At 51.3% G+C, this 14,407-nt stretch carries 7 protein-coding genes; all 7 read right to left on the bottom strand.

Translation table 11 applies throughout. The annotated features are described in order from the left end of the window. Window positions 1–24 precede the first annotated feature (24 nt). Entirely contained in the window at window positions 25–7,545 is a 7,521-nt protein-coding gene (locus tag B5G06_RS03225; RefSeq protein WP_143382702.1) for a DUF5011 domain-containing protein, read from the bottom strand. A 16-nt stretch (window positions 7,546–7,561) separates the two neighbouring features. Next, on the bottom strand, window positions 7,562–7,849 hold the full coding sequence (locus B5G06_RS03220; protein ID WP_087187653.1) for a hypothetical protein: 288 nt from the start codon (window positions 7,847–7,849) through the stop codon (window positions 7,562–7,564). 133 nt (window positions 7,850–7,982) lie between these two features. Continuing rightward, on the bottom strand, window positions 7,983–9,182 hold the full coding sequence (locus tag B5G06_RS14600; RefSeq protein ID WP_143382701.1) for a LuxR C-terminal-related transcriptional regulator: 1,200 nt from the start codon (window positions 9,180–9,182) through the stop codon (window positions 7,983–7,985). A 197-nt stretch (window positions 9,183–9,379) separates the two neighbouring features. Further along, window positions 9,380–10,852, bottom strand: a complete 1,473-nt coding sequence (locus tag B5G06_RS03210) for a recombinase family protein (protein WP_242955327.1) — start codon at window positions 10,850–10,852, stop codon at window positions 9,380–9,382. 223 nt (window positions 10,853–11,075) lie between these two features. Continuing rightward, window positions 11,076–13,223 (bottom strand): zinc-ribbon domain-containing protein, encoded by a 2,148-nt coding sequence (locus B5G06_RS03205; RefSeq protein ID WP_087187650.1) that lies wholly within the window; start codon window positions 13,221–13,223, stop codon window positions 11,076–11,078. A gap of 78 nt (window positions 13,224–13,301) precedes the next feature. Next, window positions 13,302–13,454, bottom strand: coding sequence for a zinc-ribbon domain-containing protein (locus B5G06_RS03200; RefSeq protein ID WP_087187649.1), 153 nt, complete (start codon window positions 13,452–13,454; stop codon window positions 13,302–13,304). A 46-nt stretch (window positions 13,455–13,500) separates the two neighbouring features. Next, window positions 13,501–14,217, bottom strand: a complete 717-nt coding sequence (locus B5G06_RS03195; protein WP_087187648.1) for a helix-turn-helix domain-containing protein — start codon at window positions 14,215–14,217, stop codon at window positions 13,501–13,503. Between the last annotated feature and the right edge of the window lie 190 nt (window positions 14,218–14,407).

The following is a 14,407-nucleotide window of genomic DNA, read 5'->3' as shown; positions in this document are numbered from 1 at the left end:
GATCCTTTTCATATTTTCGCCCCCTTACGCTTCCACATAGAGAATTGCGCGGAATGTCATTCTGCTCTGCGTAATGACAGATACCGTATAGAACCCCGGGGTAATGGTGAAATTGCCGTCGTCATCGATCTGAACGTCTGCACGCTTGTTCTTGATCTGACCGATGGTCAAAATACCCTTGCTGATTTTCACCGTATACGGTTCCAGGACACCGGGCGCGATGTTCTGGATATTGGAGACCTGGATGTTATGGGTCCCCGCCTTGAGTACGGTCGTGCCTTCCGGCTCGATCAGTGTGCCGTCGAGATAAATTCCGGGGTTGTTCTTGTCGTAGACCGAGACATATCTGATTGCGGTCGCTTCATTCCCCGCCTGGTCCCGTGCCGTGTACGTCACGCTGTAGATGCCGACCTCCGCGAGATTGACGGCGCTTGCGTCGTAAGTCCAGTTTTCCACCATGGCCTGGCTTTCGGGCTCCCAGGCCGTGACGCCTGCGTCGAGGGCGGCCGTAAGCTCTGCCTGAGCGCTGTCCTGGCGGATGCGGATGGTGCTGCCTGCAAAGCTGATGGCCGGAGGCGTGCGGTCGATGTTCCCCACAGGAATATTGGTCACGCTTTCATTGCCGGCCTGATCCGTGGCAATCACAGAATATACGCCGTTTTTGCTAAAGGAAAGTTCATGGGTCCCGCCAGCCTGCAAGGTGTATTTCTGGCCGTCCACCGTCAGGGTGCAGGCTTCGTCCACGGTCACCGTGATCGTCTGGTCCGTATTGGTGACGGGCAGCTTCGCCGGATCGGGGGTAAAGGTCAGCTTGGGCGCCGTCCGGTCAATGTTGCTCACCGTAACCTTTGCCACCGCACGGTTGCCGGCCTCGTCCACAAACAGATACTCGAAGGTGCCGTTCTGGGTGATGGTGACCTCCAGCGGGGTCTCGGCGTCATATACGGTATCCGCCTTGCCGGCAGTGGAGCAGAGGACGCTCTTGTCCGGCGTCATGGTCACGGCCACCGCATAGGGGACGTTATACCCGCTCCGTTTCAGCTCCGTGGTCTTCACGTCCACGGTGGGAACCACCTTGTCAATGGTCTCCTCCGGCAGATACACTTCGGCTTCTGTGCTTTTGCCGTTGGGGGCCGGAACCTGGAACTTGAGGCCGATCCCACCCTGCTCGAAGCACACCGTCAGACCGTTGGAGGTGACCGTATAGCTGGCGTGGCAGTTCTCGACATCCTTGATGTTTCCGGTGGGAAGCTCGGTCCAATCCGATCCGTTGTAGGAATAGTGGGTCAGCTTGACTTTTTCCACGTCAAGGACCTTGTTGGATGTGATATGCGCGTAGACCGAGGTATTGACCGGCGTATCGGTGTACCAGCTGGGGTCCACCTGGCCGTCGTTTGAAATATATGGCGGCGTCCATGTGGTGGTAAGCGTCGGCGGGTCGGAGTCAATTCCGGTGATCTCCACCTTTTCACTGTCGCCCATGTTGCCCACATGGTCCTGGAAGAGCAGTTCCTCCGTGGCGTCCTCCTTGAATACCTTCTTGTACCAGCCCGCGTATTCTCCCGTGGTCTCCCGCTCCAGGCTGCCGTTCATGAGCGTCACAGAAGCCTTCGTGCCGTCGTCAATCACATCGCCATTATCGGCCTTGTCGGTGAATTTTACATAGACGGTCTGCTCATAGAGGCCGCTGTGCACAATCTTCTGCTCCGCCACGGGCTTGGTGGTGTCAAACCAGTGTTTCAGATCCACTGCCCGGATCGTGATGCAGGAGAAGTTGTCGGCTGTGGCCGCGGTTTCCCCGGACGCATTGTCCACCACCGCGATGGTGAAGTCGGTGGCCAGGTCCGCGGAAACGGTGACCGTGTTTCCGGAGATGCTTACCCCGGGCACAGTATCGCTGACCGCCTCGCTGTATGTAAGGGAGGCAGGCGGGCTGTTCAGCACCACGATCTTGTAGCTGGAGTAGTCCGTGGCGCCGACCTTCAGGCTGTATCCCTGTACATAGCCGATGTTCGCAAACTCGTTTTTAAGAGCTTCCGACTCTGTATCCTTGGAGAAGGCGCCCGCAGCGGTGTAGTTGTTGAAGCGCTTGGCATAGATGTCCACCACCACGGTGGGCGCGGTCCCGTCGGCGTAGGGCTCCGGCGGCGCGGCAAAGGTGATGCCGTACTCCGCAAGGTTGACTGAAAGCCTGCCTTCGTTGCCAAAGGCATCCACATACGTAAACTGATGCGAGGTGCCGGTATCCTTGGTAAACCGGATCTTCTCGCCCGTATCGCCGGTGGGAGAAACATAGCGGCTGGTTTTGTAGGATACCTCCACATAGCTTGTGGTCTCGATGCCGTCGGGGAATTCTTCCCGCAGTTCCTCGGCCGTATACTCCTCGCCGAACTGGTCGAAGTAGAACCTGGGCTCTGCCTTCGGCGCACCGTCAACCATGTTGTCAATGTTGATGGTCAGCACATCCGCACAATCATAGAGGCCCCCGTATATTTCATCCCGGGAATAGGCTTCTTCATAAACGTATACCATGATGGTTCCGTTTTCCTGGCGGGTAATGGTCCGTTCCTTGGTGGGCAGGGACTCCCAGTTGGCATCGGAAATGGCCTGGATTCGTCCGCCGCCAAGATCCTTCCAGAACATGAACGCCTTTTCCGTATTCTCCGTACTCATGCGCGCCGTAACGGAAATGACCTCCTTGGTATAGGTCTCCGGCGAGATGGTCAGCTCCACGCCGTAATCGCCGAATACATCTTCCAGCACCAGCTCCTGGGTGTAGAGAGTGCCGAAAATATCATAGAAGGAGATCTCGGTGGTGCCGTCCTGGGTTACCGGGAAGCTGTCGCTCCACTCCGTCTGATATCCGGTAGGCTCGGGCAGAATCCAGGATTTTTCGGGCTGCACCGGCACATTGAAGGGCAGCATCAGCGCATAGTCAAAGCCGATGCCGATCTGCTGATATTCCGGCTCTACGCTGCCGCTGCTTACAACGTGGGGCTTGGTATTGGTGGCGGTGATATCCTCAATCAAGGTTGAGCCGGTATGACCAAATTTGTCGGTGGCCTCCACCGTCACGTCAAACTTGATCTCCGCGCCTTCGCTCTCTTCCAGAAGGTATTTGGCGGCGCCGTAAATCGTGACGTCCAGATAACCGCCAGAACTCCATTTTGGCATGACCGCCTCCACCCGGTAGATGCCCGTGCTGCTGACATCCTCCGCTTCCCAGAGGAACTCCATGTCATTCTCCGGGGTGATCTGGTACCAATAGTCGTCGAATTCGTCGATGGCCAGCTGGAAGGTTGCCTGCAGCCCGCCTCCCTCTCCGGACTGCCCCTCATCCGCCTGGCTGTCTGCGAGCCGCTGGGAATAGGCCTCGTCGAAGATGAGTTTCAGATCAATGGTGCCGTTCATCCGATAATCGGTCAGGGACAGATCATCGATTGTGAATTTGATCTGATACGTTCCGTCGGACTCCGTGCTGCTCTGGGACGTAATCACCGGAGCATCCTCGTCCCGATAGACATCGAGCCTGTCCTTAAAGTAATAGATGCTCCCGTAGGAATTGACCGCATGGAACCAATACTGGTTGAATCCGGGTGCCGCGTCGCAGCGATAGGTGCCGTCGGGCTGGGGGAGCAGCTCCAGCGTCTGCTCTGCGTTGCTGGCGCGGGCAAAGATCCGAACACCCTCCATGGACTGGCCTTCCTCCGGCGTAAAGACGAGGGTGCTGTCGTCCCGGAGGACGCCCTCTTCCTCCGTGGAGATCGTGCCCGACACATCCAGCCAGGAGGGATAGATGGTGTAATACTTGATTTCCGATTTTTTCCCATTGGAGAGCACCGCCCGCACCGCGATCACATTGTTGGTATCCCGGATCAGGCACAGGGGCGCATTGCCCTTGTTGCCCGGGTCGGTTTTGTCGATACCGGCTACATACTCTTTGGCGCCCGCTTCATCGAGGATCTTGAGATCCAAGCCCTCCCACGTGCCCTGTGTATAAATGGCGGCAGTATCTTCCGTCTGCCCCGCTGTGACGTTCCAGATCAGCTGATCTGTGCGCGGGCTTATACCGCCGCTTTCTACAATATAGGATGTCTTCAGATAGATCTTATGCGTATCGTACACAGTGCTATAGATACTGTCCGTCTCATTGGAGACCGGCAGATAGATCACGTCCCCGCCGGGCTCCACCTTCTGCTCCCTGATTCCGGTGGTATAGTTTAAGCCGTAGTAGTTGCTGCTGCACTCCATCGCCAGAGAGGTGATGCCGAACTCCGACGGATCGGGGGCGTTCCGTCCGTCCAAATAACTTGTCTTGCTGGAGTGATAGAAGGTCAAACTGTTTTGCCCGCTGTTTTTTGCCCTAAGCATCACCCGAAGATAGAAGGACCCCGTTGTTGTGTACTCTCCTGCCGGCAGGGTAATGGTCTGTACCGGTTCGGGCTTCAGCGGGATGTTGAACGCCTTAGCACCGTAGGATACCGAAACATAGGACCGATCGAAATCAATGAGATCATAGTTCCAGTCGGTGGTATCCTCGCCCAGGTCGATCTCATAGGTCAGGCCCTCCAGAGTGGAGAGCATCGGCTCCGAGGTATAGTAGTAGTAGGAACTACCGGTGGGATCGGGAATGTTGCTCACGGGAGTGATGCTGATATTTGGGAAGAACTTCTGCCCGTCTTTGAGCGGCGTGATCGCGCGGATGGTGTAGCTTTCCTCGCTGACCTTATAGGCATCGTTTCCTGCCCGGGTCACATATCCGTTTTCATCCAAAGTAAACGCGTTATTTACTCCGGCAATGATGTAGAACTGATAATCGCCGGTGCGGTATCCGAAGGTTTCGGAATACGTTCCGCTGGAGCTGTTGTTGAACAGGTAATCGTTCAGATATTCCTCATCCAGTTTCGTTTTCTCCTGAACTTTAAAGGTTCTCCTGTCCTCTGAGTACACTTTGTACCAGTTGCTGGGAGTACTGGCCTGGCCGCCCTTGGTGCAGGCATAATACTCATTTTCTGTATTCGGCACGGGGTGCAGGCCCAGCAGGAAGCCGTCGGTTTCCGTCGTCGAGTAATATATGTCGAGATCACACGCATACGCGGAACTTGTGGAGACACTGTACTCGATCGTACCCAGATTATATCTCTGCCGGCCCAGACCGTACACAACTTCATTGCCGTTTTTGTCCGAGACCTTGATCCAGAGATATTGGTTGAAATCCTCGCCGGTTTTCACGTTTTCGGTGATGGTAATCGTGGCAGAGGTCTGGTCGAGAATATTCCCCTCCGGCACCTGGTTGATGTCCGCGGCATCCGGCTCTTGGTCGCTGTCCGTCCACAGATAACGGGCCTCATTCAGGGCGGTGGCTTCCTTGAGGTTGACCTTTACGGTCAATTTGCCACCCGTGCCGGTAAGTTCTCTTTTCACCTCTCCCAATTCGGCCGTGGGATAGGTATTATCCCAGAGCGCGTTGATGGCAAAGGTGGCCGCACTCTCGTTGCCGGCATAATCCTGCGCCTGGAAGTCCAGCTCTGTACCCAGTACCTCATAGGTGGTATGGTCCACTTGCTTGATATGCAGGTATTGGGTTCCCTCCACCTGGGTAAATTTGCAGTAGCCGTTATTCATGAGGGCTCTTGTCCACTCTTCCGGCTCATCGGTAGAAGAGGTAACTGCGTACTCGAATACCGTGGAGGAATAGGTGTCCGTTCCCTTGCGCCATCTGAAGTAGCCGTTCAGTCCGTTGGTCCCGGACCCATCGTCCTGGATGGTAAACGGGACGTAGAAACCACTGCCGTCCTCATAGTCATGGGGTATGACTGCGTATACCTTCTCATCCGGCTCATCAGAATCCAATGGTGTCATCGTGGTAGTGATCTCCGGTTTCACCACATCCAGATAAAGGGTTGCGGTATTTTTGCTGTTCACATCGGCGCCGGTAACCGACAGCTGATTCTCGGCCAAATCATAGACCGCTCCTCCATTGAATTGGATGCTCTTGATGCGGATGACGCCGTCCTCATCTGTGCAGGTCATGCCCTCCTCCATGGTGAGCGTACCCAAAGTAATATAGGTCACGTTTCCCTTGGACGGGCCCTGGCCCTCCCCGCCCTGGCCAACGGCGGTCTTGAGCAACTCTGTGCTGGTCAGCGTGACGGTGTCCCCGTCCTGAGTCCGCAGGTTCGTGGTGGCGGTGAGCTCGGTGTAGTCTCCCTCGGCAAGATCCAGAACCTCGCTGAAGCTCAGGCCGAAGTCCACGCTGTCGCCCACGCCCAGGTGGGTGTCGCTGTTATCGGCATCGTTGGAACCGGTCATCGCTTTGATGTTTGCGTTGTTGGCGGTGACGGTGGCGCTGATCTTGGAAAGGGCCGGAGCCTTGGTATCAATGTAGCTTTCCGTCACGTTATAGGTTCTGTCCGACTCCCGCATACCGTTGCCGGCGATGTCGGTAATGTACGACGTGGCCCTGGTATAGCCGATGTCGTTGGAGAGGCTGAGCCCATCGGTGGAGAGGGTGAAGCTCTCGTCCTCGAAAACCACCTTGAGGTCACATTCCTGCATCAGCGGGCTGAAGTCCACGCTGGTGATCGTCTTCTCCGTGGCCTCGCTGTTGGTGGGAACCTTGTAGGAAAAATACAGGGTGTCGTTATCCAGCTTGGTCAGCATGGCCTTGGGATAGTTGTCGGAGCTGAGCCCTTCGATGGCAAGGCCCACATACAGATCGCCATGGGCCGCGCTGTCATCGGCAAAGCGGATGGGCTCGTCAAATTTGACTTCCAGTTCCACCTCATCGCCGGCTTTCAAAATCCGGTTGTCAATGCCGGTTACCGAAAAGATGGACGGCGCATTGCTGTCCATATAGGTGATGACCGGCTTGGTCAACGACGCGTCGCCCGCGCACTTGCAGCTTTTATTGCCGCCGTCGTAATAGGTGCCCTGCAAGCTGACGGCAAAGTATACTTCGTCGCTATTGTAAGCGACCGTGCTGTAGCCAGTGGAAAGGCGTTCCGTGTCTTTTGCCATGTCCCGGCTGTTGATGAAGAGGGAGGGATTGTACCGAGTGCCCCTAACCCAGTATCGATAGGACAGCATGACAGCCGTGGTAACATTGGCCGTATTGTTTTTCAGATTAAAAAGTCCCGACTTCCAGGAATGCTGATGCTTGTAATTGTGAAAGGAAGCCGAGATGGAGGTTTGCAGGTTGCTGCCCTTCATCCGCAGTTGGCCGATGTCCACGTTATCCATATTGATCTGCGCGCTTGCATTGACCAGATTGTTTTCAAAGGATAAGTTGAACAGGCTGCGTTTGGTGGCCGCGTTGAACTTGCTGTCTGCGCTGATTTCCCGGTTATACAGCTTTTCATCGATGCCGGTCTGGGCGTTATAAATGGCCACCTCCGGCTGGAGACGCGTGTATTCCACGTTTTCAACTGCCAGGGCAGGGATCGACACCGTCGGCAGGAGCAGAATCAGCTGCACAACCGCCAGCAGCGCCGCCAGAATCCGCTTGGGCCGTACTCGTCCTCTTTTTCCCATCGTGTTCCTCATCATCACACCCTCCTTTTCATGCTTTTCTGTTCTTCTCATGTCCGCACACGCCGATCAAAGTGTTCGAAAACGGTCTGTAAAAGCGGCAGGAGCCGCAGTCGATCAGTCCCTCGCCCGCGCTCCTCTCTTCGCCGAAGGCGCAGGCATCCTCAAGGGTCAGCATGATGGGGTGCCCCTCCGGCGTATAGATCGGGTGTTCCAGAAAGTCCGGGTATACTTCCATGTATTTTCCGGTTTTTTGATCATACTGAAGCGGAATCGTGAGTGTTGCGCCTTCGACCTGATACGTTTTTGCCTTTTCCACACGCAAACCCTCCTTTTCTGTTTCGTATGGCTTTATCATACCATGAATCCATATTTTTGAAACCACCCGTTTGGGGGTGAAAAATGGGTAGGTACCCAAAAAAGGACCCAGCCAAATGGCCGGGTCCTTTTTCTCATAACAGCATATATTTTTTCAATTCCTGTCTGTTTTTGACGTTGAGCTTCTGCATGGCATTGGTAATATGATACTTTACCGTATTCAAAGAGATGTGCATATGGTCCGCGATCTCCTGATTCGTCCAGCCGCGGGCAGCCAGCATGGACGCAGCAAACTCCGTTGTGGTCAGATTGTCCGCCACATCATGCCCGGTATCAGGATTATGGATCTTGCGCCACCCCGCGGAAAACCGGTAGGTGATGGCGATGATCCGCTTGAAGTCCTCCGGATATTCCGGCTTGATCACCGCTTCCAGCATCCCGCCCAACAAGCCGTGGTGTTCGCCAAAGCCCTGGATAAAATCGTCCGGTTTGGCAAGCTCCCACGCCGCAAGCAGATGCCGCTTTGCCTTGTCCACCTGTTTTAGACTCATATAGTCCATGACTGCGGCCAAATGCAGATAAATGCTGGGGATCGGATATTCTTCCGTCTGCATACTCAGCGTGGCCTCTATAATGCCCAGGCTTCTCTGGTAGTCCTTTTGCAGATAGACACCGTGGGTGATGATATATAACGCAAACATCCGGATGCCCATTGGGAGCCTGGGAAGGAACTCCTGCGTGGGAGGCAGTTCTTTGGGCAAAGGAAGGTGCAGCAGCACTGCCGCAGCAGAAGAAATAAAGGACAGAACCGCCCGCTTTTCCGGGTGCTTTTCCGTATCCGAGGCAAGCGTTTCCTGCACTGCTGTCAGCGCATATCTGGCCCTCTGTATCTCACCCACAGAAAGATTGGCATACAGATAGATCAGGCAGGCGGAAAGCTGTATGTTCCTATCCGACTCGCGGAGAAGCAGTTGGGTTTGTTCGATGGCTTTTTCCGGCTGTCCGCTGAAATAGTAATACTCCGCAAGTGCGACCTGTTTTTCCAGGCCGTCCGCCATGCTGTCAATGAATTCCAGGCATTTTCCCGGCTCAAACGCGGTGTTCATCAGCGGCATAAGCCCCGGATAAGACAGGCTCTGGCCTCTCTTCCCCTGCGTTTCCGGAGCCGACTGCTCCCTGCGTTGGTCTTTTGGCTTTTCGGCTCCCACTGGGATTCTCCAGGATGACCCAAACTTCTCTGCGCCCGCAATGCGCCCTGATGCGCAGTATTTCTGCACCAGGCGCTCAGATATGTTCCATTTCTGCGCCGCATCGTACACAGTCATGTATTCCATAAAGTGCCCCCGCCCCAGACCGTTTGATACCGCCGCAAATAAGTTGCAATGCAGTATCATCTTTCAAAAATTGAGACTAAACAACTTCTTCAGTTTTACTATATGTTAATTATTATATAATGCTGTCAAAGGAATTTCAACCGGCCATTTGGGATGGTCCAAATAGCATTTTGCAGAAGGTCCGTCGTTCGGGCAAGCTATCCCAATCGGTTTCCCATTACACTCAAACCCAGCCACGCAGAGAGAACACGAAGCCACAGCAACTTCCACCAGAAAGAAAAATGAGATAGACTTTTGGGCTTGATCTTTCCCAAATTATTAAGAAAAAGCACAAATCCGAACCCTGCACCAATTGGTGCAGGGTTCGGATTTGCTACTTGTGGTGGAGCGTCCGCAACCAACGATGAACACCCTTCGCAGTTGGTCAGGTCACCCTCAAGCCCCTCCTCGATCTCGTCCAGCAGGATGTCATCAATTGTGATTGGTGTGTCGCTGCCGTTCAAAATCAAGGTGAACCGGTCATCATACAAATATATCGCCCGGAGGAAAATATTGATGATCCCACGCTTGATGTTCTCGTCATTCTTGTCTCCTTGCCTGAGCGAGTAGAGATAGGCTCTAACCTGTGGTGCTGTCAAAGTCACCTGCTTTGCCATCTCGACAGCCAACTGTGCTTGCAGTTCCTCTTTTTCGTGCTGGCGTTTTTCAATCCGCTCAGTGATCATGTCGGCGGCCTGTCCCCGCTCCAGTGCCTTCCAGAGATTTTCAATGGCAGTGTCTGCTTCCTGGGTGGCAGCTTTGATGCGTTTGATGGATGCTGTGTCCTGGTTGGATTCACAGACCTCGGATACCGAAGCTGCGATCCGCTCAATGTTGCTGTCTGTCAGCAACTTGCGGCACTCCAGCACAACACGATCCTCGATTTTCTCTTTACTGATGACCTTCTTTTTGCATTTACGCCGTTTGAAATTATTGCAGGCATAGTAGTGATAGGTCTTGCCGGATTTTCCTGTACCACCGTAACCGGTCATCATCTCCCGGCAGTAGCCACAGAACAGCTTTGTGGTGAGCAGATACTCTTCCCGCCCTCTGGCTCGGGCAGGTGCTTTTTTGTTGCGATCAAGGATATAGTGGACACGCTCAAACAGCTCATCTTCGATGATACGAGGCATACCGCCCGGCGTTTCCTGGCCTTTGTAGAGGTAATACCCGATGTAACGCCGGTTGTTCAAAATGCGGTGGACGCTGTTTTTATTAAAGGGTTTGCCAAGGGAAGTCGTGAGCTTTCTACGGTTCAAATCACGAATAATGTCTGCAACTGTTTCTCCACTGGCATACCGTTCAAAAATCTCCCGGACAATCTTTGCTTCTTCCTCATCCACATAGTACCGACGTTCGGAATCCACCTTATAGCCCAAACCAGGATTGCTGCCATTGGCCAAACACTTTTGCGCATTAATCTCCATGCCCCGGCGAATCTTTTGGGAAAGCTCCGCTGAGTAGTATTCAGCCATACTTTCCAGAACACCTTCCACCAAAATGCCGCTGGCATCATCGCTGATGTTTCCCCGCGCGGAGATCACTCGCACACCGTTCTTTTTCAGTTTTGCCTTGTTGATGGCACTGTCATATCGGTTGCGGGCAAAACGGTCAAGCTGGTAGCCACACACAAATCCGGCAAGCAATGCAAGTGTTAATACACACTCACATTTCCTGCCGTCTGCTTGTTGCGGGCAGCGCCCCCAAACCCCTTTGAACGCAGAATTTCATTCTGCGGCTGCGCGTTCTTCGAACGCTTTTCTGAAGCCCTCGTTCTTCATTTCATGGACAGGATCATAGGGGTAATCACACAATGAGATTTTGTCCGGCATACTTTTGGCGGAACGAAAACTGTTACTCCTGTTTCTTTCTCCCTTTTGCGCACATGGGGCAGCCGCAGCCGTAATTTCTACTTTTGACTTGTGCTTCCCATTCATGCCCGTTTTTACATATCCACCATACTTTTTTATGACTATTGGGACTTATCTGGTTTGGAGTAAGATTTTGATTTCTTTCATAGTCCCATTCTTGTGCAAGGCTGGGATTCAAAGTAGCCAAGTCATTTACGCCATCAATTATTTTCTTGCCTGCACAAACTGGGCATTTCCTGCCACTAACACGATTCGCTATTGTAGACTGATAAGTATGTCCTTTGGGGCAAGTCCACCATACTTTTCGACTTGCCCCCTTTGTTACATCATCTGGCCGCAAATCTCCATTCAATTCATAATTCCACTCAGCCGCTAAATCAGGATGGGTCTGAGCAAGAGATCCTTGGCGAAGAATTCTATTCCGGTTTCGGGCCGCAGAGCGTTTTTCCGGCGAACAAATCGGACAACCTCTCCCAAATACACGGTTCGAAACTGTGGCGGAATATTCATGTCCCTTAGGGCATATCCACCACACTTTTTTATGAGAGCCTTTTGTGATTTCTTGGGGAGTTAGATCTCCGTTTTTCGTCGGATGCCATTCTTGGCACAATTGGGGGTGTGTTGTAGCCAGGTCATTATATCCTGTTAACAGCTGATGTCCAGAACAAATGGGACAGCCATTGCCACGGCGACGGTTATCTACGCTAGCTCGCCACTCGTGACCACATTTGCCCAACCACCACACAACTTTTGCGCTAGAAAAGCTAATTTTGTCAGGCGTCAAATATCCGTTTTTCTCTGGATGCCACTCTTTTGCCAATACAGGATTTCGTGCCGCTAAACTATTTTCTTTTTCACTTTCTATGTACTGAGCATAGATAGCAGCGGAATCCCTTGCAATATTAAAATCTACTGGCAATCGCTGACCCGTTAGACAATAAATTTTATCAGACAGGGCAATCAACACTTCTTCCAAATAGCTATAGCTTGCAGTGTACTTGCAAAAGATCACATTCTCGGCTTCTATTGGTGGTAAATGATCTTTATATTCTTTTACGCGCAGCAAAGTAATTCCTGTATCATGAATTATTTCATCCTTTTTCAGCTCTTTCTTCCGACTTTCCGCGTTATTATGAAAGAAATAGCCGTCGTATTCTATACCTACCCTCAGTTCGGGAAGATATATATCAATCTCGGTTTTTCCATCCAACAGATAACGACTAACAGCGGGAGTATGTTTCCCAAGATAGAAGAAAATAGCTTGCTCAGGAAAACTAGTTTTTTGTTCTTTATCACAAATAGGGCAACCTGTTCCGTTGTTTCTGTTTGCCACCGTAGCCTGGTATTCATGCCCCTTAGGGCATAGCCACCATACTTTGAGCTTTGAGCTTCCCGTTGTCACTTGACTAGGCAGAAGATTTCCGTTTTTGGTCGGATGCCATTCTTTGGCAAGATTAGGATTCTTAGTTAATAAGTCATTATAACCTTCCAAGACTCTCTGGCCACAGCAAATCGGACATTGACCACCATTTGCAATAGATGTGACTGGGGCCATCCACTCATGGCCGAGAGCGCATTTCCACCATACTTTTTTATTGGAACCTGGTGTCACATCGGCTGGAGTAATATCTATATTTTTTTCATAGTCCCAGTAGTTCAATAGATCAGGGCGCACAGATTTTACACTATTGATGTTTGTTGCTACTTTGTTTTTGCAAGCAGGGCAACCGCTTCTTCGTATTGTTCTATGAGATACGGATGTACGCCATGTGTAACCACATACAGAGCACTTCCACCATACCTTTGTGGATGAATTGGGCGTTATCGTGCTGGGAGACATCACATTTTTATCGTAATCCCATTCTGCTAACAATTCAGGGTATTTGTCAGCAAAGGAACCCGAAACTTTAATAAGGTTGGAAACTTTAGTTTGCCCTTGCCGTTTTAGAGAACACACAGGGCATCCTTTTCCTGCACTACGATTTGACACAGATGTTTTCCACTCATGACCGCATTGAGCGCACTTCCACCAAATATTTTTATGAGAATGCGCAGTCACAGCTTGTGGTGTTAGTGGACTATTTTTTGTCGGATGCCATTCCGCTGCAATGTTGGGATTGCAAGTCAGCAAATCATTATATCCAGCTAAAACCTGCCTTCCAGCGCAGATGGGACAACCTTGCCCTTTGCTTCTATTATTAGGCGATGCTTACCACACATGGCCCTTTTCGCATTTCCAGAAGACCTTCTTCGTGGAACCCTTGGTGATGGCCTCAGGTGAATATCCTGCTGCTGAATTTGCTTCCCAATCCCATTGGCACATTAATTTTTCGTCATCAGAAACATAATTTTTCTTTTCCATCTTGTGTATTCCCGCCCATGAGACTGTTTTTCTCCTAAAATATGCTTTATTTTTTTGATTTTTCGCTTGCTAAGTTAGACCTATAATTTTTATACAACCTTTTTGGTAGCTTTCGTAGATAAGCGTTCAGTACGCCAATCGCATTTTCCGTGTGGACCTGTGAAATCAGATCATATTCCACTGAACAATAGCCGCACGCATCCAGCACCTTCTGAGCTTCTTCCATCTTTTTCTCGCTTTCTTTTCGTATTTGTGCAGAGATGCTATCCTGGGACAGCTGGTACATATAATATGAGAAAAGGCTTTGCTTGATTTTCTCCATTACACGCTTAAATTCTTCGCTGATCAGAAAATCATTAAGAATGGTCGTATCTTGAGAAACATACAGTTGTTGCACTTCTTCGCTGCTGGAGTTTTCTTTACATTGGACGAGTTCATCAATCGCCCTGTCACACAAGCCAAGCTGCTCAGAAATCTCATGATATTCCCGTTTACGTGAGTTGGACAGCCCTAGCAAATAATCCACCGACACATCATAAAAATCCGAAAAGGCCACTAAATATTCTATGCTCATGCTGCGAGTACGGCCATACAGAGGATGAAGAGGATCATTGATTTCATAATTTTTGAGATTTGTATGGCTGATGTTGACGCCACGCTCTGCAAGTTGCTTGGAAAGCTGTTCAAAGGACAGCTTTTTTTCTTTGCGTAGATCTTCCAGCCTCTCTTTGGTTAGAGCTACCCTCGCTTCGTCATACAGCATGAGTTGATTCCTCCATCTATTTATAAACTATAATTTATAAGTTGCGCTTTCTAGAAACTAAAATAATTTGTGGTTGATATACCGCATGTCACCTGTCTCTGCGATATAATTCAATTATAGTTTATGATTTGAATATATTATAAACTATAAATCTTACAAAATCAATTCTCTTACCGAAATGGAGAAAATC

The sequence above is a fragment of the Flavonifractor sp. An52 genome, assembly GCF_002159385.1.
Classification (GTDB): Bacteria; Bacillota; Clostridia; order Oscillospirales; family Oscillospiraceae; genus Flavonifractor; species Flavonifractor avicola.
This window is presented reverse-complemented; position numbering and strand designations above follow the sequence as displayed.